Source organism: Bacillus sp. FSL K6-6540, assembly GCF_038007545.1.
On record NZ_JBBOXH010000001.1, the window covers coordinates 2,498,067 to 2,521,955 of the forward strand.

The window sequence follows — 23,889 nt, forward strand, 5'->3', positions numbered from 1 at the left end:
CGCTCCCCGGTGTTTGTTTTGTATGGGTGAATCAGCTTTTGGACGGGGTTCCTGATTTCGGTGCCGGGCGCTTCTTTTTGAATCTCGGACCGACGTAATTCCGTTTGCGGTCGCGGAACAGGATCCAGCCGCCCAGGAAACCGATGCCGATGACGAACAGGGCCAGTCCGCCAAGAAAAGAAAGCCAACCGAAAGCGGGGTTCGCCACGTTGTCGTCCCCATGCACGGCAATATATAGAAAAACCGCATCCTTCATCATCAAGAAACCCTTCATTGCCATAAAACCCGGAATAACCAAAATCAAGATGGCAATAAAGCGGGAAATTAACATTTTCATAGAAGATTCCTTCCTGCGACTGATGTATTAAACTACCGTTTATCATACCTTTTTCATAAGGGGATGTCTATTTCGATTATGGATGACGATTTTGTAATCCGAAAAAAAGAGAGTACAATGAAAGTGTATAACTGGACTTATGATGGAGGTGCCGTTTGTGGCTATAACATGTGATGTAGCAATTCTTGGCGGAGGTACCGGTGGATATGTTGCAGCCATCCGTGCAGCCCAGCTCGGTAAAAATGTGGTTATTATCGAACAGGACAAATTGGGAGGGACCTGCTTGCACCGCGGGTGCATTCCGAGCAAAGCTTTGCTTCGAAGCGCCGAGCTTTATGCGGAAATGAAGGATAGCGAGAGCTATGGAATCGAAACGGACGGAGTCCGGCTATCGTTTAACAAAGTGCAGAAACGGAAGGACGGCATTGTGGAGAAGCTGCACCAGGGCGTCCAATATTTGATGCGAAAAAATAAAATCACCGTCGTGCAGGGCAAAGGGAGAGTTATCGGCCCGTCTATTTTCTCTCCGCGCAGCGGGGCCGTAGCGGTTGAGCTTCCGGATGGCGAGATGGAAACCGTGGTTCCCACCCACCTGATCATTGCGACCGGATCGCGTCCGCGTCACTTACCGGGATTAGAGCCTGACGGCATACATATATTGACTAGCGACCATGCGCTTCAGCTGGATGAGCTTCCCTCATCCATCATTATCGTGGGGGGCGGCGTAATCGGCGTGGAATGGGCCTCGATGCTGAATGATTTCGGAGTTCAGGTCACGATTGTGGAAGCTTCATCCCATTTGCTGCCTACGGAGGATGAGGAGATCGGACGCGAGCTGTCGAAGATGCTCAGCGCCAGGGGCGTAGAGGTTATCACGAACATAAAGCTATTAACCGACAGCTGTGAGATCCGGAATCAAAGCGTGTCCATCGCGATCGAGCATAAGGATGACACAAGAACTTTGTCAGCGGACAAGCTGCTGCTCTCTGTCGGAAGAGTTGGCAATACCGAGAATATCGGACTTGAGAATACCGATGTTCGCGTGGAGAACGGCTTCATTGCCGTGAACGGGAATATGCAGACAACGGAGCCCCATATTTACGCGATCGGCGATTGCATCGGGGGTCTTCAGCTTGCGCATGCGGCCAGCCATGAAGGGATTGCTGCCGTGAACCATCTGGCAGGCGAGAAGACGGAGGCCTTCCTTAGCGAATGGATCCCGCGCTGTATTTACACCCGTCATGAGGTAGCCAGCGTCGGGCTGACGGAGAAGCAGGCGAAAGAACGCGGACATGAGATCAAGATCGGCAGATTCCCGTTTTCGGCGATCGGCAAATCTTTGATCCACGGAACAAAGGAAGGGTTCGTAAAAGTCATTGCCGATCAGAAGACGCAGGATATTCTGGGAGTGCATATGATGGGTCCGCATGTAACCGAGCTCATTGGCGAAGCGGCTCTTGCACAAGTGCTGGATGCGACCCCATGGGAAGTCGGCACGGCGGTCCACGCCCATCCGTCATTATCCGAAATCATCGGCGAAGCGATGCTTGCCGTGGATGGACGAGCGATCGGTTTGTAGGAATGAGGATATTCTTTTGTGGAATCCCTCATTTCTTTTTGCCGAGAAAGGGATTATAATATCATTAAGCCAAGTCTTAGTACCAGGTTTTAATACTTGATCTAATATGCCTCAAACTCAGGTTGCGAGGCGGATCAAGCCTGAAGTCATGGCTCACATAAAGGAGGGATCTCCATGAAAGAACATGAAACGGTTACGGCAAACAACAATAGGCATGAGCAGCTTGGACTGACCGACGGACAAGTGCTGGACATGTACAAATATATGGTTCTGGCGCGAAAATTCGATGAGCGCAATCTGCTGCTGCAGCGTGCGGGCAAAATTAATTTTCACGTTTCCGGAATCGGGCAGGAGGCATGTCAGGTTGCTGCTGCCTTTGCCCTCGACCGGGAGAAAGATTATTTTTTACCTTACTACCGCGACTACGGATTCGTATTGGCGGTTGGCATGACGCCTCGGGAATTAATGCTGTCGGCTTTTGCCAAGGCCGAGGATCCGAACAGCGGCGGACGGCAGATGCCAGGCCACTTCGGCAGTAAACGCCTGCGGATCGTGACCGGCTCCAGCCCTGTAACGACCCAGGTTCCGCATGCCGTAGGCATCGCGCTTGCCGCGAAGATGCAGAAGAAGGAGTTTGTATCGTTTGTTACGTTTGGCGAAGGCTCGAGCAATCAGGGCGATTTCCATGAAGGCTGCAATTTTGCCGGCGTTCACAAGCTCCCCGTCATTATCATGTGCGAGAATAACCAATACGCCATTTCGGTTCCGCTTCATAAACAGATTAGCGGAAAGGTCAGCGACCGCGCGCTCGGGTACGGTTTTCCGGGTGTTCGAGTGGACGGCAACGACGCTCTGGAAGTTTACGCGGCCGTGAAGGAAGCGCGGGAACGCGCGATCCGAGGGGAAGGACCCACGTTGATCGAATCCATGATGTACCGTTTGTCTCCGCATTCCACATCGGATAACGATTTGGCGTACCGGACCAAAGAAGAGGTTGAAGAGAACTGGAAGAAAGACGGCGTTGCCCGTTTTAAGAACTATTTGATCGACTGCGGGCTCTGGGACGAAGCACGCGATCAGGATCTGATCGCGCAGTTAAACCTGGAGATCAAAGAAGCGACGGAATCTGCAGACTTGGCTCCGTTTCCGAAGCCTGAAGATACGCTTCTTCACGTATATGCCGATGCTGAAGGAGGCGCGTAAGAGATGGCGGTAATGGAATATATCGATGCAATACGCCTGGCCATGAAGGAAGAGATGGAGCGTGACGAGTCCGTATTCGTGTTAGGCGAGGACGTGGGCGTCAAAGGCGGCGTGTTTACTACCACCAAGGGCTTGATGGATCAATTCGGCGAAATGAGGGTGCTCGATACCCCGCTCGCGGAATCCGCGATTGCCGGCGTGGCTATTGGTGCAGCCATGTACGGCATGAAGCCGATTGCCGAGATGCAATATTCGGACTTCATGTTCCCGGCAACCAACCAGATTATTAGCGAAGCGGCGAAAATCCGCTATCGTTCCAATAACGATTGGAGCTGCCCCGTCGTGATCCGCGCGCCGATCGGCGGCGGCATATTCGGAGGTTTGTATCATTCCCAGTGCCCGGAATCGGTGTTCTTCGGAACGCCAGGATTGAAAATCGTTGCGCCTTACTCGGCCTATGATGCAAAAGGGCTGCTGAAAGCGGCGATCCGCGACCCGGATCCGGTTCTGTTCTTCGAGAACAAGAAATGCTATAAGCTGATTACCGGCGATGTGCCGGACGACGATTACGTTGTCCCGATCGGCAAAGCGAACCTGCTGCGCGAAGGCTCGGATATTACGGTGATCAGCTACAGCCTGCCGCTGCATTTCGCCATGCAGGCTGCCGAAGAGCTTGAGAAGGAAGAAGGCATCAGCGCGCATGTGCTGGACCTGCGTACCATACAGCCGCTGGACCGGGACGCGATCATCGCCGCAGCCCGGGCAACGGGGAAAGTGCTGATCGTTCACGAGGATAACAAGACCGGCGGCGTTGGCGGGGAAGTATCCGCGATCATAGCGGAGCACTGCTTGTACGATTTGGATGCTCCGATCATGCGCCTATGCGGTCCGGACGTGCCGGCTATGCCTATCAGTCCGCCGATGGAGAAATTCTTTATGCTTAACAAGGACAAAGTCAAAGAATCCATGCGTCAATTGGCGCTTTATTAAGAACAGGGAGTTGTGAGCATGTCCGAAAATCAGAAATTGACCGATGTTACGATGCCTCAGCTGGCAGAATCCCTTGTTTCGGCGACCATTGCCAAGTGGCTGAAGAAGCCCGGGGATTCCATTGAGCAATACGAACCGATCTGTGAAGTGATCACAGATAAAGTCAATGCCGAGATTCCATCCACCCTGGACGGCGTCATGGGCGATATTCTTGCCCAAGAAGGCCAAACCGTCAATGTTGGCGATATTATTTGCCGGATCGCGGTCGCTTCCGGAGAAGGGATAGCACCTTCGCCCCAGCCGGCAGCAGCAGCTTCAGCGAGTCCGCAGCAGGGAGCAGGCAGCGAGGAAGGCTCGATGCGTTTCCGTTACTCGCCTGCCGTACAGACGCTGGCCGCGGAACATGGGATCGATCTTTCGAAGGTCCAGGGATCTGGCATGGGCGGAAGAATAACCCGTAAGGACGTATTGGCTTATATCGAAAAAGGGGGAGCAGCCCAAGGCCAAGGCCAAGGCGCTCCTGCCGGAGCGCCGTCTTTCCCTAGCGCGCAAGCGCAAAGCGAAGCAGTGCAGCCGAGCGGGACTTCGCCGTTTCAAGGGCTCCAGCATCAGACGCCTGCGGAACCGTCGCCTCCTCTGGGCACAGCCATTCCGGATGTGCGCCATTCGGGGCTGCATTTGACGGAATCGCCGAAAATTCCGACCATTGAAGTGGAGGGCATGGAAGGCGGAAGATCCGAATACTTCATTGATGTAACGCCGATGCGGAATGCCATTGCCCGAAACATGCGTCAAAGCGTTACGGAAATACCGCATGCCTGGACGATGATCGAAGTCGACGTGACCAACATCGTGCTGCTGCGCAATCAATTGAAGGATGAGTTCAAGCGCAAGGAAGGGGTTAATTTAACCTACCTGGCCTTTTTGCTGAAAGCCGTAGTGAACGCCATTAAAGATTATCCGATCATGAATTCGTTCTGGGCCGTGGATAAAATCGTGGTGAAGCGCGATATCAATCTGTCCTTGGCCGTCGGTACGGAGGATTCCGTGCTGACGCCGGTCATCCACCGTGCCGATCAGAAGAATATCGCGGGCCTTGCGAGAGAGATCGAGGATCTAGCGCGCAAGACACGTGAAGGCAAGCTGAAGCTGGACGACATGCAGGGCGGTACCTTTACGGTTAACAATACGGGGTCCTTCGGCTCGATTCTGTCCTATCCGATCATCAATTATCCGCAGGCTGCGATTCTGACATTTGAATCCATCGTGAAAAAGCCGGTGGTTATCAATGACATGATCGCGGTTCGTTCCATGGCAAACCTGTGTTTGTCCCTGGATCATCGGATTTTGGACGGGGTGATCTGCGGGCGATTCCTCCAGCGTGTCAAAGACAATCTGGAAGGCTACACCCTGGATACGAAGCTCTATTAATCAACGTCTGCTAGCATGATCTGCGGACTGATTCCTCGGAAGAGGTTCGCAGACGTTATTCATTTCAAGTCAATCGAAGGGGGATCCATCGGTTGGCTTTGAACCCTATGAAAGAAGGCGTTAGCACATGAACAAACCGTTAGATGTATCGTATACGCCGATTGTCGATTACGGCATGGCTTGGGAGCTTCAAAAAAACCATGTTTCCGCCATCGATCAGGGAGAGCGTCACGAGAGTCTGATGCTCCTCCAACATCCTCCGACCTATACGATGGGGTCGCAGCGGCATCCGGAGCACCTGCTGCTAAGCAAAGAGGAATTGGAGAAACAGGGTATCGGCCTGTTTGAAATCGATCGCGGCGGAGATATTACATATCATGGTCCCGGACAGCTTGTCGGGTATCCGCTGTTGCTGCTGGATGGCGGCAAGAATTTGAACCTCCACGGGTTTCTGCGCGACGTGGAGCAGGTCATCATCGATTACTTGGCATCATACGACATCGAAGCAGGCCGAAAACCCGAGTACACCGGTGTATGGGTAGGGGATTCGAAGATCTGCGCCATCGGCGTGAAATTCAACAAATGCCGCCGGCATCGCGGGTTTGTGACAAGCCATGGCTTTGCGTTTAACATCAAATCCGGGATCGCGGATGCGGGATTCTCGGGCATTATTCCATGCGGCATACAGGAATTCGGCGTAACTTCACTGGAGGATTGCACGGGGCGGAAGTTCGAGGTAGAGGAAGTAGCCCGGGAGATCGTGCCTTTCTTCACCCGGGTATTTCCATATGAGGCTCACTGGCTGTCATAACTTCGCTGCCTAGGGTAGCGTTACGGGCGTTAGCGAAGGAACAAAGGCTCCAGGATAACCAGAAGCGTTGAACCGACCATGGCAATCAGCATGAGATAGATTACAATTCGAAACCACTTTTTACGTTGCATTGTGTAACTCCTTTGGAATAAGTTTAATAATGAACATACATGGAGCAGCATCATTTAGTTGAGATATGGATATACAGACATTGTATCGTATCTGCGAAAGAGAGGGAAGTCCAGTGATCTCAGAAGAGCGTATCATTCAAGAGTTTATGGAACTGGTTCAAGTGGATAGCGAAACCAAACATGAAGAAGAGATCTCGAAAGTTCTCCAACAGAAATTTTCCGGTCTCGGCTTCGAAATCATAGAAGACGATGCCAAGGAAAAGACGGGGCACGGAGCAGGCAATCTGATTATTACCTGGAAAGCGGACGAGGCGGCCCAGCATGCGCCTAAGCTGCTTTTTACCTGCCATATGGATACCGTAACACCCGGGAAAGGCATCAAACCGACTCTGGGCGATGACGGTTGGATCCGGAGCGACGGAACGACCATCCTCGGGGCGGACGACAAAGCCGGCATCGCCGCTTTGCTTGAAGGCATTCGGGTCATTCAGGAAAATAACATTCCGCACGGGCAAGTCCAGTTTGTCATTACGGTAGGAGAGGAATCGGGGCTGGTCGGAGCGCGGGCGCTGAATCCCGATGTTTTGGATGCGGATATCGGCTTTGCGCTGGATTCCAACGGGGAGCTGGGTTCGATCGCAGTTGCCGCCCCGACCCAGGCGAAAATCAAAATGATTATCAAAGGCAAGTCTGCCCATGCCGGCGTAAATCCGGAGGACGGCATCAGTGCCATTCAAGTCGCGTCCAAAGCCATTGCCAAAATGAAGCTCGGACGCATCGATAAGGAGACCACGGCTAACATCGGCAAATTCCAGGGCGGAGGCGCTACGAATATCGTGTGCGACTTTGTTCAGATCGATGCCGAAGCACGCAGCATCGTTCAGGAAAAGGTCGATAAGCAAGTGAACGATATGCGTGAAGCGCTCGAAACCACGGTTCGTGAATACAATGCCAATTGCGAGTTCATTAGCGAGATCGTTTATCCGGCCTTCAGCTTCAATGAGCATGACGAGGTCGTCCAGCTTGCGCAGCGAGCCATCGGCGGATTGGGTTTGCCGACCCGTACGTTCCGGTCCGGCGGCGGCAGTGACGCCAATGTTTTTAACGGCCTCGGCATTCCAACCGTCAATCTGGCGATTGGATATCAAGACATTCATACCACGCAGGAGCGCATTCAAGCTTCTGATTTGGTGAAGGCGGCGCAGATTGTGGTTGGAATTATCCAGGAAACGGCCAAAGCGTAGTCGATGATGATGAAATAAAGCCCGCTGCGGATGCTGGATGTCCGCAGCGGGCTTTTTAAATGCAACTAATTCAGGAAAGACATCGTCGGGGAGGTCTCTACCCTTTTTTGGGCAGGCGTCCAGGTGGTGTGCCAGTTCGTACTCTCGACAACATGCAATGCGGCATTAATGTTGTCGAGGTATAGCTCGATTTCCTTCCTTGCCGCTGCAGAGGAATAACTCTCCTCAAGACGGGCGGAAAGGGAAATCAACGCGGACTGCAAATAACAAGCGGCTTCGCCGAAGCGAGCCTCCGTATGCCCGGGAGAAGCGAGCCTTAGCTGCTCGAGCATGGATGCGGCCTCGTCATATTTACCCAGGTCATACAAATGTTCAGCCGCTATGAAACATACCTTCTTGCTGTAGCTGTCTTGGTCCTGGAGAGGTAACGCTTCCAATTGATGCAACCTGGAAATTGCTTGTCCCCTGTAGCCTTCATCATAAAGAAAACAGATAAGAGCATAATAAGCACGTTCGCCGCTATCGGCAAGCAGATGTTCCGCGATGGAGATCATGTTGAGCGATATGGCAGTGCGAGCTAATTGTAAAGCCTCCGACATGACGATGAATCGGTCAGGCAGCGAATGCTGAAGGCTCCACTCGCAGAGCTGCCGGATTCGGGTCAGCTGAGCCATTTCGGATCCTTGCGGACGCGGCAGTTCCCGCGGCTGACGGGTGGAATCCCGAAGGTAGCTGTCAATGAACTGCATGGCTTCTGCGGTTTGACCCGCCATGATGAGGCAAGTCACGTACATGATACAGGTATCGGAATATAAACTTCCCTGCTCAGCAAAGCAGCGGGAGGCAAACGGATAAGCCCCGATGTAATATAAAGACCTGCCAACCATGATATGGGATGCCGGAAAGCCGCTTGTTTCGTCCAAGAGCCGTTCGCATATGGCTTGGTCCGGGGTTCCTTGCAGAAGCAGGAGTGCGGCCCATTGATTCAGCGCCTCTTGGGCGTGGGCACCGGAATGAAGCACGACGGTTCTGAAGGCCTCCTCGGCTTTGCCGTAGGAACGCATTCGCATGCTTAATAGCCCGTACTCAAGCCAGCTTAAATCGACTTCCTTCCATCCCGAGCTCGTTGTATCGGTTGTTGCGGATTGTGCAGCATCCTTGAAGCTCTTCAAAGCCTTCTCAAGATACCCCCGTTTTTTGTACCATTTTCCGCGCTCATATTCAGTTGAAGGTGGATTTGTAATCGGATCGGTTTCAATAATAGGTAGTTGTCGCATGTCGAAGCCTCCCAATGATATAAACACCCTTATAGGTGAAAAGGTCATGGTCCGTATTCGAAAAAAATAGAAAAAAGTCGAAAAACAGGTCTACAGAACTAATTTCCCGATCTATTTTCATAAATATTTTTAGAAGATTTAGAAATAATATCCACAATCATCGTTTCGGAGCCCCATTGCTGCTGCCATTGCTTCAGCATAATCCGAATCTGCCAGGCCTGTCCTACCAAATGTATCGAATGGTCACCTTTGTAGCTTTTCATGGGCGGCTTCCTTCTTTCTTGGAAATTTTGATATAATACACCTTATGCACTAGCATGGTCCGCCATGCCGTTTTTAAACAAAGGAGGTCATTTTGTGAGCGATATCGGCAGTAAGACCCGTGAAGCATCGGATAAATTGCTGGAAGAAACCACCTTGTCCACCCAATCTATTTTTGAAGGGAAAATCATATCGCTGCAGGTCGATACGGTGACACTGCCCGATGGGCAGACGGCAACCCGTGAGGTTGTCAGGCATCCCGGCGCCGTAGCGGTGCTTGCGTTAAAAGACGATAAAATGCTGGCCGTCAATCAATTTCGTCAGCCTCTTGGGCGCTGTGAGGTTGAAATCCCTGCCGGCAAGCTGGAGCGGGGGGAAGATCCGCTTGAAGCGGCCAAACGTGAACTGCAGGAGGAAACCGGTTATACGTGCGGCTCGATCCGAAAACTGCATTCCTTCTATACATCTCCGGGGTTTGCCGATGAGATCATTCACTTGTACCTGGCAGAGGATCTGGTCGGAGGCGACATGAACCCCGATGAGGACGAGTTCATAGAGATGATGGAAATCTCGCTGGATGAGGCGTACACCCTCATCCAAGAGGATAGAATCAGCGATGCCAAAACCATTCTCGCCGTCTATGCTTGGAATATGTACAGCTTGACGGGCAAGATCTGATATGCAGCATCCTGATGAGAACGTCTCGGCCGGGAAGCTTCAGTCCTATTACTGCGACATGCATATTCATATCGGTCGCACAAGCAGCGGACAAGCTGTGAAAATAAGCGCAAGCAACAACCTGACCTTTGAAAATATAGCCGTCGAAGCTTCGGAGCGGAAAGGCATTCAGATGATCGGCATCATCGATTGCCATTCTCCTTCGGTGCAAGAAGACATTCTGCAGTGTTTGGACAGCGGCGTCATGCAGGAGATCGACGGGGGCGGAATTGCGTACCGGGATACGGTAATTTTGCTTGGCAGCGAGATTGAAATACGTGAAAGCGGCCGAGGCGCGGCCCATGTGCTGGCTTATTTTCCCGACCTGGGCACGATGCAGGAGTTCACCGGCTGGATGGCCGGATATATGAAAAACGTCCAGCTGAGTTCCCAGCGCATCTATGTCAGTCCGCTGGAGCTGCAGCAAGAGATTACGGCACGCGGCGGGCTGCTGATACCCGCTCATGTCTTTACGCCTCATAAGGGGCTTTACGGCAGCATGGCTGACCGTATGAGCGAGGTGTTCGATCTGAACGGGATCGCGGGCATCGAACTTGGGCTCAGCGCCGATTCCTCGATGGCAGGACGGATTAGCGAGCTGGATGCCTATTCCTTTTTGACCAATTCGGATGCGCATTCCCTCGGGAAAATCGGCAGGGAATACAACCGGATCGACATGGCCAAGCCTTCATTCGCAGAATTTCGCCAGGCGCTTCAGGCTAGCAACCGGAGAAGAATCAGTGCGAACTATGGGCTGAATCCCAGACTGGGAAAATACCATCGTACCTATTGCGTGGGATGCGACAGCATTCTGGATGAAGGGAGCGACGTTCATGATTTGGTCCGCTGCCCGTACTGCGGCAGTACCAAGCTGGTCCAAGGCGTGTTTGACCGAATTCTGAACATCGCTGACCGCACGGAGCCTGTGGTGCCGGAGAGTCGGCCGGCGTATCACTACCAGGTTCCGCTAGAGTTCATCCCGGGTCTAGGGAAGTCCTCCATGTCGAAGCTGCTTGACGCCTTCGGCACCGAAATGAATATCCTTCATCAGGCTACGGAAGCGGAGCTGGCGGCCGTTGCCGGCGAGGGACTCGCGGCAAGCATCGTGATGGCCCGGAATGGGACGCTGCCCTTATCGGCTGGCGGCGGAGGCTCTTACGGGAAGGTGCTCCGGTAAATCGGGTCAACTCTTTCAACCAAGCAGGTCATACAAGGCTGACGATTGTCATAGAGTAGAGTAGAGACACAGAAAGGAGACTCTATTCTATGCAATCATTCCGCCAAGCCTTTAAGGATCAGACGATGCTCTATGTGTTTGTAGGCGTCTTGTTTTTAGTGGGCGTGCTGTTCGGAGCGTTGATGGTCAATGCACTTTCATTGGAGCAACAGCAGGAAATGGCCCGCTATTTAAACCACTTTTTTGTTAACGTGCAGGACGGTGGAGAATCCATGAGTCAGTCTTCTTACTGGAGCATCGCAGCCCTACATCTGAAATGGATCGGATTGATATGGATTCTGGGATTGTCCGTCATCGGGCTTCCGGGAATATTGATATTGGATTTTCTAAAAGGGGTTCTCATTGGGTTTACGGTCGGTTATCTGGTGGGGCAGTATTCATGGAAAGGTCTGCTGTTCGCCTTGGTCTCGATTGCGCCGCAAAATTTGCTTATCATACCGGTGCTCATGATGTGCAGCGTAGCCGCAATTACCTTCTCGCTCTACATCATCAGGGACCGATTTATCATGAATCGCGGAGGCAGCATGATGAAGCCCTTTGCTTCGTATGCCATGCTGACATTTTTCATGGTCATGCTGACGCTCGGGGTCGCTTCCTTTGAAACCTGGGTAACCCCCGCCATGATGCGCTGGGTTACGCCCATGTTGCTATAATCCGCGAATTTTTCCATAAAGCAAAACCGTTTGACTTTGTTTGTCAAATCCCCCTATAATGAAGGAAGTGAACAATAACGTGCAGTGATTTCCAAGGGGGAGGGAAACGATGGAAGCGCGGATCGACAAAATTAAGCAGCAGCTACAATCCCAAGGATACAAATTAACGCCCCAACGGGAAGCCACGGTAAGCGTATTGTTGGAAAATGAAGACGACCACCTTAGCGCAGAGGATGTATTTATGCTCGTGAAAGAGAAGGCTCCGGAGATCGGTCTGGCAACCGTGTACCGTACCCTAGAGCTGCTCAGTGAGCTTCATGTTGTAGAGAAGATAAATTTTGGCGATGGTGTCGCCCGTTACGACTTGCGGACGGATACTTCGAAGCATCACCATCATCATTTGATATGTACTCAATGTGGAAGCATGGATGAAATACGCGAGGATTGGCTCGGTCCGTTGGAAGAGCGGTTAGAGCGAGAATTCAACTTTACCGTTCATGACCATCGGCTTGATTTCCATGGCATATGCTACCGTTGCAAAGAGAAGGGCAAGAATGACCAGGACAAATCCTAATTTTATATCTTTCAACAAACCGCAGTGATGATCATCACGGCAGCCCTCTACGGCGGTAAGCCGGGAGGGCTTTTTAGATAATTAACTATATTAGGCGGTTCATGCACGCTTATCGTATCGTTCACTTTTAAGCACAAATTATACTTTTACATCATCCAAGTACGTCGATTAGACGTTTTTTTTATTCTTCAGAATAACCGCCGGACCCAATGGCTGATCGGAGATAAGAGGGATGCGGTCATAATCCTGCAGCTTGTATCATAGGCTTTACGTGAAATGATACCTGCAATACCCGCTTTCAATTGAGCGATCGATGCCATGTGAAAGAGAGGCGCTGCCAGTGATTATATCTATTCGAAAAATAGGCTCACTGATCCGTTTTATTTCGATGTTTGCCGTGTTGACCATGTTTTTTTACTTCGTGCTGGGATGGGTAGGCGATTGGCTAACACCAGTGGATCCTTACCGTGCGCCTTCGGGACAAGCGGTAAAGGCTTTTCAGCCGGAGAGCACCATGGACTCCCGTTATTCGCCGGCCGAGCGTCTCCGATTGTATTACTGGTACGGAGAGTGATCGTGCTTGCAAAGGGCCGCGGGAATAGGAGCAAAAGATCATGAAACCATATCTGGACGAATATGTACAATACCTGGAGGACGAGAAGGGACTGTCCCGAAGCACGATAGCATCGTATCGGGCCGACCTTCAAGGATTCCTTGCATTTGCAGCTGAAAGGGAGGTCACCCATCCGCGAGAGGTGAATCGAACGCTGCTCGGGCTGTATGTGGGAAGATTGAGGCAGCAGGGGAAGGCGGCATCGAGCCTGCTTCGATGCACGGCTTCCCTGCGTTCCTTTTTTCAGTATTTGGTGCGTCAAGCCGTTATTGTACAGGATCCGACTCAGCTGCTGGATAATCCGAAGCCGGAACGGAAGCCGCCGAAGTCGCTAACCGTGGAGCAGGTGGACAAGCTGCTGTCGGCTCCCGATTCCGGTACCCCGCAGGGCGCCAGGGACAAAGCGATGCTTGAGCTGCTGTACGCTTCGGGCATCAAGGTCTCGGAATTGGTGAATCTGTCCATCCATGACATCCATTTGGAGATGCGCTTTTTACGCTGCGCGGTTTCCGGTGGGAAGGAGCGTATTCTGCCGATCACCCCGATTGCAGCCGAGAGCGTTGCATTTTATGTGCGAGATATGCGGGACAAGCTGATGCGGGATGCCGGGGAAGACGCGTTATTCCTGAATTCGCTGGGAACGCGCTTGACACGGCAGGGTTTTTGGAAAATTATTAAAAAGTATGGCAAGCTTGCCGATATTGACGAGGACATCACGCCGCATACCCTTCGGCATTCGTTTGCCATGCATTTGCTGGGGAACGGCGCGGACTTGCGTTCGGTTCAGGAGATGCTGGGACACTCGGCATTGTCCACAACCGGGATGTATCAATCTGCCAAGAAAAGCATGAAGGAAGTATACGATCATTATCACCCGAGATCATAGGGCGGAACTACCGGCACTAGGATCTACAATTTATCATCAGAATAGGAGCGGTATGAATATGAGTTCAGTCCATCAGCAAAGCATTAAGGAAGCAGCAGCATACATACGAGGGCAGAATGGCGTCCAGCCCGAGGTCGGCCTGATATTGGGTTCGGGGCTCGGCGTGTTGGCGGAATTGATTGAGAATCCGGTTTCGATCGCTTACACGGACATTCCTCATTTTCCCGTATCGACGGTGGAAGGACATGAAGGCGAACTGCTGCTGGGCACGATCCACGACCGGCCTGTCGTCCTGATGAAGGGCCGTTTCCACATGTACGAAGGCTACGGCCCGGAAGTGACGGCTTTTCCGGTACGCGTCATGAAGGAGCTTGGCGTAAAGAGCCTGCTTGTTACCAATGCGGCCGGAGGCATCAACACGTCCTTCGAGCCGGGCGACCTCATGCTGATCTCCGATCATCTGAACATGACAGGAACCAACCCGTTAATCGGGCCTAACGATCCGGCGCTTGGCGTGCGCTTTCCGGACATGTCTCAGGCTTACAGCCGTCAACTTCGCCAATTGGCAAAAGAAGTCGCCGTGGGTCAGGGCATCGTGCTGAGAGAAGGGGTTTACGCAGGTTTGCTGGGACCGACTTATGAAACGCCGGCCGAGATTGTCATGCTGCGCACGCTCGGTGCGGACGCGGTAGGCATGTCCACCGTGTCCGAGGTCATTGTAGCAAGGCATGCGGGGCTCGAGGTGCTGGGCATCTCCTGCATCAGCAACATGGCTGCGGGCATACTGGATCAGCCGCTATCCCATGACGAAGTTATGGAAACAGCGGAGAAGGTCCGTGAGAAATTCCTGGCGCTCGTTATGGCCATCATTCCCAAAATGTAATGGTTGTTAGCATGAGGCTGGGCTTTTCGCAGATTTACATCTGCAAGAAGCCCAGCCTCTTTGTTATGTCCTTTTAGATGAATGGCAACAATTTTCCGTAAAATACTGGAATAATTTGTTTTCAACCTGACGACAATGAATAGCAGACCCGCGTACAGCGGGATGCCATTACGAATGTCAGGAGGGGACGGAAGTGAAAAAAGCGTTAATCGCTGGATTTCTGGTTCTAGCCGTGGGATTATCCAGTGCAGCTGTACCAAGTTATGCGGAAGAAAATAGCAAACCCGGCGGAGGATCATCTCAAGAGGAGCTGGCGCCAAGTGCCCGTTCCGCTATATTGCTGGATGCGGATACCGGAACCATTATTTACGAGAAAAACAGCCATGATAAGCTGCCTCCGGCCAGCATCACCAAGGTAATGACGATGCTGCTTACGATGGAAGCCATCGATGAAGGACAATTGAAGTGGACCGATAAGGTGCGCACCAGCGAATATGCGGCATCCATGGGCGGATCCCAGATTTTTCTTGAGCCCGGCGAGGAAATGACCGTGGACGAGATGCTCAAAGGCATTGCCATGGCATCGGGCAATGATGCTTCCGTTGCGATGGCGGAGAAGATTGCCGGCTCGGAAGAAGGCTTCGTGAAAATGATGAACGAGAAAGCGGCGGAGCTCGGAATGAAAGATACGCATTTCGTGAACTGCAACGGACTTCCTGCAGAGAATCATTATACATCGGCCCATGACATAGCGGTCATGAGCAGGGAATTGCTGAAATACGACCAGATCACCAAATATACCGGCGCTTATCAGGATTACTTGCGCAAAGATTCGGAGAAACCGTTCTGGCTGGTCAATACGAACAAGCTGGTGCGGTTCTACACGGGCGCGGACGGATTGAAAACCGGGTATACGTCCGAAGCCAAGTTCTGTTTATCGGCAACGGCCAAACGGGACGGGCTGCGCGCCGTAGCGGTTGTCATGGGGGCTCCGGACACCAAGACGCGGAACAATGAAGTGTCGCGCATGTTTGATTATGCCTTTTCCCAATACACGATGCACTCCATCTATAAGCCTGGCGAAGTGCTCGGTATCGTAAAGGTGCAAAAGGGCAACGTGCCCGAGATCTCGATTCAAGCGGAAAAAGACTACAGCGTGCTTGTCAAGAAAGGCGTAAAGAATCCGGACATCCGTCATGAGATTCAGTTGGATCCGAACCTGAAGGCACCGGTAGCCGCCGGACAAGTCATCGGCAAGCTGTCTGTCTATCAGGGGGAACAGCTCGTGAAGGAGTTCGAGCTGACGTCGCCTGTTAAGGTGGAAAAGGCCGGATTCTGGAAGCTGTTCAAACGGACAACCGGCAAGTTGTTTCATGTAGATTAATGGGAGTTTTCTTCTAGTTTTGTCGTGATGCAGGAATGTCTTTTTCGAATGTAGAAATCCTTGTTCATGTCAGGGAGGAGAGTGAACAAACATGAATCTGCATGTTGATATGGAGCATCACAGGCATGTTCTGATCGTCCGTCTGTCCGGCGAGCTGGATCATCATACGGCCGATCATGTCCGGATGCAGCTGGATGAAGCCATTCAGAGACGTCAAACAGAGCACTTGGTGCTGAGCTTAAAAGACTTGGATTTTATGGACAGCTCAGGGCTGGGAGTCATTCTGGGACGCTATAAATTCATCAAGCAAAAGGGCGGAAAGATGGCGGTGTGCGATGTCAAGCCGCAGGTTTACCGCTTGCTTGACATGTCGGGGCTGTTCAAAATCATGCCGATATACGAGAACGAGGGCACGGCACTCTCGGGTCTGGAGGTAGTGTCATGAGTGAAGGAAGAGCACAGCATAATTTTATGTCGCTGCAGTTTGCCGCTAAGTCGGAAAACGAATCCTTTGCCCGTGTCGCCGTGGCTGCATTCATCTCCCAGATGGATCCCAACATGGATGAGCTGAATGATCTGAAAACGGTGGTTTCCGAGGCCGTCACGAACAGCATCATCCATGGTTACGATAGCGACCCGGAAGGGGTCGTCAAGATTGAAGCCTCGATAGACGGGGATATGATCACGCTGCGCATCGAAGATTCCGGCCACGGGATCGAAGATCTGGAGATGGCGAAGCAGCCGCTGTATACCTCGAAGCCGGAGCTGGAACGATCCGGCATGGGATTCACCATCATGGAAAATTTCATGGACGAATTTGAAGTGGTCAGCGAACCAGGCAACGGTACGTCGATCAAAATGAAAAAGAGGATCGAATCTAAGAAAGCTTTATATAATTAGGGGTTGGACAAATGGATGCCGATGTGAAGAAAACTTCGCAGACTTATTTGGACGACGCGGAGGTCAAACGACTCATTGCACTTAGCCAAAGCGGGGATAATGTCGCCCGGGACACGCTCGTCAACTGTAATATTCGTCTTGTCTGGTCTGTCGTTCAACGGTTTATGAACCGGGGGTATGAGCCGGATGATCTGTTTCAGATCGGCTGTATCGGTCTCCTCAAATCCGTGGACAAGTTCGATCTCAGTTATGACGTAAAGTTCTCTACCTATGCCGTACCGATGATTATCGGTGAAATTCAGCGTTTCTTAAGGGACGACGGGACTCTGAAGGTCAGCCGTTCGCTTAAGGAGATGGCCAACAAAGTCAGGAAGAAGCGGGACGAGCTGTCCAAGCAGCTCGATCGTCTTCCCACGGTGAAAGAGGTTGCCGAAGAGCTGGGGGTAACGCCCGAGGAAGTGGTGTTTGCCCAGGAGGCGAACAAACCGCCAACCTCGATTCATGAGACCGTATTTGAAAATGACGGGGATCCCATCACGCTAATGGATCAGATTGCCGATGATTCGCAGGAACGATGGTTTGACAAGCTGGCCTTGAACGAAGCGATAGGGGGCTTGACCGAACGGGAGCGGCTCATTGTATATCTAAGGTACTATCGGGATCAGACGCAGTCGGAAGTTGCCACCCGGCTGGGCATATCCCAGGTGCAGGTATCGCGGCTCGAGAAAAAAATATTGCAGAGCATTCGAAACGAGATCGCGCAGTAGCGGGATCTATACCGTATCCTAAAGCCTGCACAAAGAAAGCGCCGTCCTTCTGGGACGGCGCTTTCTTGCGGAAATAAGACCGTAACCACTTCAGCGTCTTCCCCCTTTATCTCACTTGACGAACTTTCCCTAAAGGGGGCCTGTCTTCTAAGTGAGATGTCGATGGTTGATTAGCTTGTTTTTTTTGTATAACGATCCTGGCCGATCCGGCGATTAAAGAAAGTATGGTAAATCCGAGTAGAAACGATGGCAATTTCCCATACTAACGGTAATTTAGCAGTAAAGGAGTGTTTCGGATGAAGGTTAATCCCACTCCGACGGTGTTTCTGCAGCTGCGGAGCCGAATACGGCTGCCGAGAGACCAGACCGTCAAACTAGGTGATGTCGCCTTCATAGTCTGTGAGCCCGAATGGGAGAAACGGCTCAGAGCCCTGCCGTTGACTCAGCCGAAGGATATCGACGGCAACCGTCTTGTCATGGATCTGATTCAAATCATTCCGAAGATACAAGGGTTGATTCCGGGCGCCCATATTGAACCGATGGGTAACCATCATACCCTGGTGGAGCTTGTCGGTCCGGACAGCAAACGATCCAGACTGTGGTTCCCGCTTATTTGGCTGCTCTTGTTTTTCGGTTCTGCGCTCACCATCATGAACTTTCATGCAGACGTCAACATGCTTGAGGTCCAGATCCGGATTGTCGAAATGGTGACGGGAAAACGAGATGAGCATCCCTATTTGTTCCAGATCGCTTACTCTCTGGGGCTCGGATTCGGCATGACGGTGTTCTTCAATCATTTGTTCAAGAAAAAATGGAATGAAGAACCGACCCCGCTGGAGGTGGAAATGTACCTCTATCAGGAAAATCTGGATCAGTTCGTGGTTGCCGAAGAATACCGAAAAATGAATGCCAGTGCCGATACGACGGGGGAAAAACCATGATGTTGTCCATTCTGCAAGGGGTATTTACCTGTGTTCTCGGCGTTGCCGGAGGCATCGCCGTCGGCGGCGGCGTGATTGCGCTCATCATTGTGCTGGACATCATACCGAGATTGTCCCAGTTGACGGCGACTTACAGCCGGGTGCATTGGTACGAAGGAGCATTGATAACGGGATCCTTCATTGGCACGGTGGCCGATTTCTGGAGATGGTCCGTTCCTTTGGGACCGGTCGTGAGTACCGTAATCGGACTGATGTGCGGAATATTTATCGGCATGCTGGCAGCCGCACTGACGGAAGTATTGAATGTCCTGCCGATTCTGGCCAAGCGGCTCCGGCTGAAGGGGTATTTGTTTGGTCTTCTGATGGCGATGGTGGCAGGCAAGGTAGCGGGTTCCCTGTTCGACTGGTTTGTTTACAGCAAGTGACAGTTATGGCTAGGAGGTAGGTTATGGACGAGAAAACAACGCATGGCGGCGAACTGGAGGCCGGGATTCCGATCATTCCTCCATCGGAGATCAAAGCGCTGGAGGAAGAAGCGCTGAAGGAAAAGAGGGAGGCGGAAACCTCCGACAGCACCAAGGAATCCGTCATTTATTGGCAGCAAACGGACGATGTTCCCGCGAAGCTGAGCGTACTAAAAGAAACGCTTAAGGAAGTGATCGGCCTTGGTGTTTCGTTTGACGTGGTATTCCGCGAGATGAACTTTGCCGGCAGAAATGCGGGGCTTCTCTTTCTAAACGGGTTCACCAACGATGTCGTGGTGACGGAAATTTTGACAAGACTGACGTACCTGACGCCAGACGACGTTAACAACCATGCGCTTTCCGAAATCATGAACCGCTATATTCCCCATGTTCAGGTGGAGCGGGATACCAGGCTCAGCAAGGTGATTGACGAGGTCCTGTCAGGCCTATGCGCGCTGTTCATCGAGGATGCGCATTCCGCCATCATCCTGGACACCCGGAAATATCCCGTACGGGGACTCGAAGAGCCGGCTGTCGAACGCGTTGTTCGAGGCGCCAGGGACGGGTTTACGGAGACGCTGGTGACAAACGTTAACCTCGTGCGGAGACGGGTTCGTGATCCGGGACTGCATGTGGAGATCATCAAAGTGGGAAGGCGTACGAGAACGGACGTCAGTTTGGTCTTCATCGATGACGTAGCCGACCGTACCCAGGTAGAAGCCATCCGGAAGAAAATCCAGGAAATCGATTTGGAGGGGCTCCCTCTAGGCGACAAGCAGCTGGAGGAAGCGATTGTAAACAAGGGCTGGCACCCCTATCCGCTGGTCCGTTATTCGGAGCGGCCGGACGTGGTATCTTCCCACCTGCTGGAAGGCCGGATCGTCATTATGGTGGATACATCGCCGAGTGTGATGATCATGCCGACCACCTTCCTGGATCTCTGCCAGCATGCGGAAGAGAACCGGCAGACCCCGTTTATGGGGACTTATCTTCGCTGGATACGATTTATAGGCATTTTTGCTTCCATGTTCCTGCTCCCGTTGTGGATGCTGCTGGTTGTCCATCCTGAATTGAAGCCGCCGGGACTCGATATCATCGGTCCGCAGGAGAATGCGAAAATTCCCATTATTCTGCAGTTTCTGATCGTGGAATTCGGGGTGGATTTGCTCCGTTTGGCCGCGGTTCATACACCGACGCCGCTCGCATCGGCAATGGGCTTGATCGCTGCGATTTTGATCGGCGATATTGCCGTTAAAACCGGATTGTTTGTCAACGAGGTTGTCTTGTATATGGCGGTTGCCTCCATCGGGATGTATGCGACTCCGAGTTACGAGCTGGGACTTGCCAATCGGATGGTCAGGCTGATCCTGCTGCTGGCCACAGCCTTGTTTGGGGTGAAGGGCTTTGTCATCGGCACAACGCTCCTGATTCTGCTCCTGACGACCCACCGTTCCTATAACTCGTCTTATTTATGGCCGTTTATACCATTTAGTGCAAAAGCGATGGGCGAAATTTTATTCCGCAAACCGCTGCTTCTGTCAAGAAGACGCCCGGCTCTCAACAAAACGCGTGACAACACGAAAATGGGCCCGGAAATGAATCCGAGGGGCGAGCACTAACAATAACACAAATGTTGTGTTGAAAAATCCATTTTGATTACCTTCCGTTGTCTGCTATACTGTGAACAATTATTCGATTACCCTATTTTTGAAACAATGGATCGGAGGAATTGTAAGCATGTTTTTACACGGTACAAGCAAGATTAACGATCAGGGGCATTTGGAAATCGGCGGGTGTGACACATCCGATTTGAAAGCTCAATATGGAACACCACTATATATCGTAGACGAGCAGTCGGTTCGCAACCGCTGCCGGGAATACATCGAGGCCTTTAAGGCTTCCGGTTTGAAGTTCCAAGTCGCGTATGCAAGCAAAGCGTTCTGCGTTATGGCCATGTGCCGATTGGCCGACGAGGAAGGCATGTCGCTCGACGTTGTTTCCGACGGAGAGCTGTACACGGCGCTTCAGGCCGGATTCCCGGCGGATCGGATTCATTTCCACGGAAATAATAAGACGCCGGAAGAGATCGAGATGGCGCTGGATGCCGAAATCGGCTGTTTCGTTGTCGATAACGTGATCGAACTGCATATGCTGCAGGCCATCGCTGCCGAGAAGAACCGCAAGGTCAACATTTTGCTTCGCGTGACACCGGGCGTCGAGGCGCATACGCATGAATATATCTCGACCGGACAAACCGATTCGAAGTTCGGCTTTGATATCGGCAACGGCTCTGCGTACGAAGCGGTGCAGCTTGCGGAAGCACAGGCGAATATTCATCTCATGGGCATCCATTCCCACATCGGTTCCCAGATTTTTGAGGTGGAAGGCTTCCAGATGGCTGTTCAGCGCGTAGCTGAATTTGCAGCTTCCGTAAAAGAAGGCCTGGGCGTCGTGTTCAAGGTCGTGAACCTGGGCGGCGGATTCGGTATCCGCTACGTGGATGGAGATACGCCGCTTCAAGTATCCCAGTATGTAAAAGCGATTACGGATGCGGTAAAGAACCATTTTGCGGGCCTTGGTTCCGAGCTTCCTGAAATTTGGGTGGAACCGGGTCGGAGCATCGTCGGTGACGCAGGTACCACGCTCTACACGGTGGGAACCAGCAAGGATATTCCCGGGGTGCGCAAATATGTTGCCGTCGACGGCGGCATGACGGACAATCCGCGTCCGGCGCTCTACGAATCGAAATACGAAGCGCTGCTTGCAAACCGGGCTAAAGAAGAGCCGGAAGAAACGGTATCCATTGCCGGCAAGTGCTGCGAGAGCGGAGACATGCTGATTTGGGACCTGGAGCTTCCGAAGGTTGAAACGGGCGATCTGCTGGCGGTGTCCTGCACGGGCGCATACAACTATTCCATGGCCAGCAACTACAACCGGATCCGCAAACCTGCGGTCGTATTCGTGAAGGATGGGCAAAGCAATCTGGTCGTTCGCCGCGAATCGCTTGCCGATATCATCAGCAACGATGTCGTGCCGGCGGATGTAATAAAAGAAACCGTTACGAGTTTATAAGACGTCAATGTTTCTGGATAGGAAGGGCCCGCCAAAGCCTCCGGCTGCGGTCAGGGCTCTTCGTCCTGCCTTCCGTCGAATATGGTCGCGAGGACGGGGACAAGATCGTTTTGCTTCGAGGCTCAATTCATAGTAAACTATAACTTGCATTGTAAAAAAATCGATAAAAGCGTTTGAGATAACGGAAGGAGATACACACATATGGCAAAAAAAGCGAAGATCACCTTGGAAAACGGCAAAGAGGTTGTGCTCGACCTGTTCGAGAACGATGCACCGAACACGGTAGCTAATTTTGAGAAATTGGCCAACTCCGGCTTCTATAACGGTCTGGTATTTCACCGCGTAATTCCTGGATTCGTCGCTCAAGGCGGATGTCCGCAGGGAACGGGGACCGGCGGACCGGGTTATACGATTAATTGCGAGATCAATCCTAACAAGCACGAGCGCGGAAGCTTGGCCATGGCGCATGCCGGCCGAAACACCGGCGGAAGTCAGTTCTACGTGTGCTACGAGCCGCAGCCTCATTTGGACGGACAACATACCGTATTTGGCAAAGTCGTTGAAGGCATGGAGTATGTGGATGCATTCAAAGGCCGCGACAAAATGGAAAAAGTAGAAGTGTACGAAGCATAATAAATTCAGCATCATGCAAAAACAGGCTCACCCTCAGAGGTGAGCCTGTTTTTTATGGCCGCCGCAAAGGGCGGATTACGCAGGGGCTGGGAACAATCGGCTGAGTTCTTCGGGGACGGGCCGGCTTTTACGTGAGTTTACATCCATCGCCACGCTGGTAACGATGGCATCCGCGCAAAGCTCATGCTGTTCGTTGTATATCCGCTGGGCCATGACGTAACTCGTGCGGCCCATGGATTCGGGTTCCGTCACGACGGTCAGCCGTTCGCCTTGGCCGCACTCCTTGCGGTAATTGATATTAATATTGACGGTGACGGTCTGGACCCCGAGCCGTTTCAGCACATCATACCGCAGATCTCCCGCTTCGTACCATTCCTCCCGGCCCCACTCCAGGTATTCGAGGTATTTTGCATTGTTTACATGTCCGTTGACGTCGATCTCCGTGGGACGGACGATAATGTCCAGCGAAGTTTTCATCGTGGCTCGCTCCTTTTCAACTGCTACTTATCTCCTTGCTACCCTACTTAACTGTTCTCCTTTCGGGAAGCATTCTCCTTCAAAAGTCCATGCTAATGACAGCATTAAAGTTATACGCTTTAAAAAAGTTAGTTGTTTTATCTTGCAATTTTCAAAAGGGGGTGATAAGATTCTTCATAAGATCAAACAATTTCATAGGTTTTATCCTTCGGGGCAGGGTGAAATTCCCTACCGGCGGTGATGAACGCAGTTATTGAGCTTATCGAAGCAGAGTGCTGCGTCTTAGTCCGTGACCCGGATATGAATGTGACGTTACACATCGTATGCGGTGGACCTGGTGCAAATCCGGGACCGACAGTATAGTCTGGATGGGAGAAGGAGTGAGAGGCACATAAGCAGCACATGTTATTGTGTCTTTGCGCAC

General features: G+C 52.0%; 27 protein-coding genes and 1 riboswitch. Of the genes, 22 read left to right on the forward strand and 5 right to left on the reverse strand.

Going from position 1 to position 23,889, the window contains the following annotated elements; all coding sequences use genetic code 11:
- Window positions 1-31: 31 nt before the first annotated feature.
- Window positions 32-337, reverse strand: coding sequence for a DUF2627 domain-containing protein (locus MHH82_RS11035; protein WP_015734471.1), 306 nt, complete (start codon window positions 335-337; stop codon window positions 32-34).
- 157 nt (window positions 338-494) lie between these two features.
- Here MHH82_RS11035 and lpdA point away from each other — a divergent pair, with 157 nt between their 5' ends.
- The 5 genes from lpdA (at window position 495) to lipB (ending at window position 6,351) form a co-directional block, all read left to right on the forward strand.
- Window positions 495-1,916: a dihydrolipoyl dehydrogenase gene (gene lpdA, locus MHH82_RS11040; protein ID WP_145035520.1), complete on the forward strand. Its 1,422-nt coding sequence runs from the start codon at window positions 495-497 to the stop codon at window positions 1,914-1,916.
- Window positions 1,917-2,090: 174 nt separating this feature from the next.
- A complete protein-coding gene (locus tag MHH82_RS11045; RefSeq protein ID WP_036665725.1) occupies window positions 2,091-3,119 on the forward strand; it encodes a thiamine pyrophosphate-dependent dehydrogenase E1 component subunit alpha in 1,029 nt (342 codons plus the stop codon).
- 3 nt (window positions 3,120-3,122) lie between these two features.
- Window positions 3,123-4,109 (forward strand): alpha-ketoacid dehydrogenase subunit beta, encoded by a 987-nt coding sequence (locus MHH82_RS11050; RefSeq protein ID WP_015734474.1) that lies wholly within the window; start codon window positions 3,123-3,125, stop codon window positions 4,107-4,109.
- Window positions 4,110-4,127: 18 nt separating this feature from the next.
- Window positions 4,128-5,540 (forward strand): dihydrolipoamide acetyltransferase family protein, encoded by a 1,413-nt coding sequence (locus MHH82_RS11055; RefSeq protein WP_015734475.1) that lies wholly within the window; start codon window positions 4,128-4,130, stop codon window positions 5,538-5,540.
- A gap of 127 nt (window positions 5,541-5,667) precedes the next feature.
- Window positions 5,668-6,351 carry a lipoyl(octanoyl) transferase LipB gene (gene lipB / locus MHH82_RS11060; protein ID WP_145035524.1) on the forward strand — a complete coding sequence of 228 codons (684 nt, stop codon included), beginning with the start codon at window positions 5,668-5,670 and terminating at the stop codon, window positions 6,349-6,351.
- A gap of 29 nt (window positions 6,352-6,380) precedes the next feature.
- Here the strand turns inward: lipB and prli42 are convergent, their stop codons facing one another.
- Complete coding sequence (gene prli42 / locus MHH82_RS11065) at window positions 6,381-6,482, reverse strand: stressosome-associated protein Prli42 (RefSeq protein ID WP_015734477.1); 102 nt, start codon at window positions 6,480-6,482, stop codon at window positions 6,381-6,383.
- A gap of 113 nt (window positions 6,483-6,595) precedes the next feature.
- Between prli42 and MHH82_RS11070 the strand changes: the two genes are divergently transcribed.
- Window positions 6,596-7,726 carry a tripeptidase T gene (locus MHH82_RS11070; RefSeq protein WP_340965652.1) on the forward strand — a complete coding sequence of 377 codons (1,131 nt, stop codon included), beginning with the start codon at window positions 6,596-6,598 and terminating at the stop codon, window positions 7,724-7,726.
- Window positions 7,727-7,791: 65 nt separating this feature from the next.
- Here MHH82_RS11070 and MHH82_RS11075 read toward each other — a convergent pair whose 3' ends face one another.
- Window positions 7,792-9,003, reverse strand: coding sequence for a tetratricopeptide repeat protein (locus MHH82_RS11075; RefSeq protein WP_015734479.1), 1,212 nt, complete (start codon window positions 9,001-9,003; stop codon window positions 7,792-7,794).
- Window positions 9,004-9,101: 98 nt separating this feature from the next.
- A complete protein-coding gene (mciZ, locus tag MHH82_RS11080; protein ID WP_015734480.1) occupies window positions 9,102-9,266 on the reverse strand; it encodes a Z-ring formation inhibitor MciZ in 165 nt (54 codons plus the stop codon).
- Between the two features lie 94 nt (window positions 9,267-9,360).
- On the opposite strand from mciZ, the gene MHH82_RS11085 reads away from it, so the two are divergent.
- The 16 genes from MHH82_RS11085 to MHH82_RS11160 all read left to right on the forward strand — a co-directional run bounded on the left by MHH82_RS11085 (window position 9,361) and on the right by MHH82_RS11160 (window position 22,988).
- Window positions 9,361-9,942 carry an NUDIX hydrolase gene (locus MHH82_RS11085; protein ID WP_340965655.1) on the forward strand — a complete coding sequence of 194 codons (582 nt, stop codon included), beginning with the start codon at window positions 9,361-9,363 and terminating at the stop codon, window positions 9,940-9,942.
- Between the two features lies 1 nt (window position 9,943).
- Window positions 9,944-11,158: an endonuclease Q family protein gene (locus tag MHH82_RS11090; RefSeq protein ID WP_015734481.1), complete on the forward strand. Its 1,215-nt coding sequence runs from the start codon at window positions 9,944-9,946 to the stop codon at window positions 11,156-11,158.
- An 89-nt stretch (window positions 11,159-11,247) separates the two neighbouring features.
- Window positions 11,248-11,871 (forward strand): stage II sporulation protein M, encoded by a 624-nt coding sequence (gene spoIIM / locus MHH82_RS11095; RefSeq protein WP_009595126.1) that lies wholly within the window; start codon window positions 11,248-11,250, stop codon window positions 11,869-11,871.
- 109 nt (window positions 11,872-11,980) lie between these two features.
- Complete coding sequence (fur, locus tag MHH82_RS11100; RefSeq protein ID WP_006209405.1) at window positions 11,981-12,445, forward strand: ferric iron uptake transcriptional regulator; 465 nt, start codon at window positions 11,981-11,983, stop codon at window positions 12,443-12,445.
- 340 nt (window positions 12,446-12,785) lie between these two features.
- A complete protein-coding gene (locus MHH82_RS11105) occupies window positions 12,786-13,019 on the forward strand; it encodes a YqzK family protein (protein WP_009595237.1) in 234 nt (77 codons plus the stop codon).
- Window positions 13,020-13,059: 40 nt separating this feature from the next.
- On the forward strand, window positions 13,060-13,944 hold the full coding sequence (locus MHH82_RS11110) for a site-specific tyrosine recombinase (RefSeq protein ID WP_145035528.1): 885 nt from the start codon (window positions 13,060-13,062) through the stop codon (window positions 13,942-13,944).
- Between the two features lie 58 nt (window positions 13,945-14,002).
- Window positions 14,003-14,827: a purine-nucleoside phosphorylase gene (locus tag MHH82_RS11115; RefSeq protein ID WP_015734483.1), complete on the forward strand. Its 825-nt coding sequence runs from the start codon at window positions 14,003-14,005 to the stop codon at window positions 14,825-14,827.
- Window positions 14,828-15,020: 193 nt separating this feature from the next.
- Window positions 15,021-16,211: a D-alanyl-D-alanine carboxypeptidase family protein gene (locus tag MHH82_RS11120; protein WP_015734484.1), complete on the forward strand. Its 1,191-nt coding sequence runs from the start codon at window positions 15,021-15,023 to the stop codon at window positions 16,209-16,211.
- Window positions 16,212-16,302: 91 nt separating this feature from the next.
- Window positions 16,303-16,656, forward strand: a complete 354-nt coding sequence (gene spoIIAA / locus MHH82_RS11125; RefSeq protein WP_009595152.1) for an anti-sigma F factor antagonist — start codon at window positions 16,303-16,305, stop codon at window positions 16,654-16,656.
- On the forward strand, window positions 16,653-17,111 hold the full coding sequence (gene spoIIAB / locus MHH82_RS11130; protein WP_015734485.1) for an anti-sigma F factor: 459 nt from the start codon (window positions 16,653-16,655) through the stop codon (window positions 17,109-17,111). The genes spoIIAA and spoIIAB overlap by 4 nt, the downstream gene beginning before the upstream one ends.
- A gap of 11 nt (window positions 17,112-17,122) precedes the next feature.
- Window positions 17,123-17,878: an RNA polymerase sporulation sigma factor SigF gene (gene sigF, locus MHH82_RS11135; protein WP_009595135.1), complete on the forward strand. Its 756-nt coding sequence runs from the start codon at window positions 17,123-17,125 to the stop codon at window positions 17,876-17,878.
- A 296-nt stretch (window positions 17,879-18,174) separates the two neighbouring features.
- A complete protein-coding gene (locus tag MHH82_RS11140) occupies window positions 18,175-18,819 on the forward strand; it encodes a stage V sporulation protein AA (protein ID WP_015734486.1) in 645 nt (214 codons plus the stop codon).
- On the forward strand, window positions 18,816-19,244 hold the full coding sequence (locus tag MHH82_RS11145) for a stage V sporulation protein AB (RefSeq protein ID WP_096773254.1): 429 nt from the start codon (window positions 18,816-18,818) through the stop codon (window positions 19,242-19,244). The genes MHH82_RS11140 and MHH82_RS11145 overlap by 4 nt, the downstream gene beginning before the upstream one ends.
- 23 nt (window positions 19,245-19,267) lie before the next feature.
- Window positions 19,268-20,902, forward strand: a complete 1,635-nt coding sequence (locus MHH82_RS11150; RefSeq protein ID WP_015734488.1) for a spore germination protein — start codon at window positions 19,268-19,270, stop codon at window positions 20,900-20,902.
- Between the two features lie 118 nt (window positions 20,903-21,020).
- Window positions 21,021-22,355, forward strand: a complete 1,335-nt coding sequence (lysA, locus tag MHH82_RS11155) for a diaminopimelate decarboxylase (RefSeq protein ID WP_340965664.1) — start codon at window positions 21,021-21,023, stop codon at window positions 22,353-22,355.
- Window positions 22,356-22,556: 201 nt separating this feature from the next.
- Complete coding sequence (locus MHH82_RS11160) at window positions 22,557-22,988, forward strand: peptidylprolyl isomerase (protein WP_009595227.1); 432 nt, start codon at window positions 22,557-22,559, stop codon at window positions 22,986-22,988.
- A 75-nt stretch (window positions 22,989-23,063) separates the two neighbouring features.
- On the opposite strand, the gene MHH82_RS11165 is transcribed toward MHH82_RS11160, so the two are convergent.
- Window positions 23,064-23,465: an acyl-CoA thioesterase gene (locus MHH82_RS11165; protein WP_015734490.1), complete on the reverse strand. Its 402-nt coding sequence runs from the start codon at window positions 23,463-23,465 to the stop codon at window positions 23,064-23,066.
- A 200-nt stretch (window positions 23,466-23,665) separates the two neighbouring features.
- Window positions 23,666-23,849: riboswitch (FMN riboswitch) on the forward strand.
- Window positions 23,850-23,889: the final 40 nt, after the last annotated feature.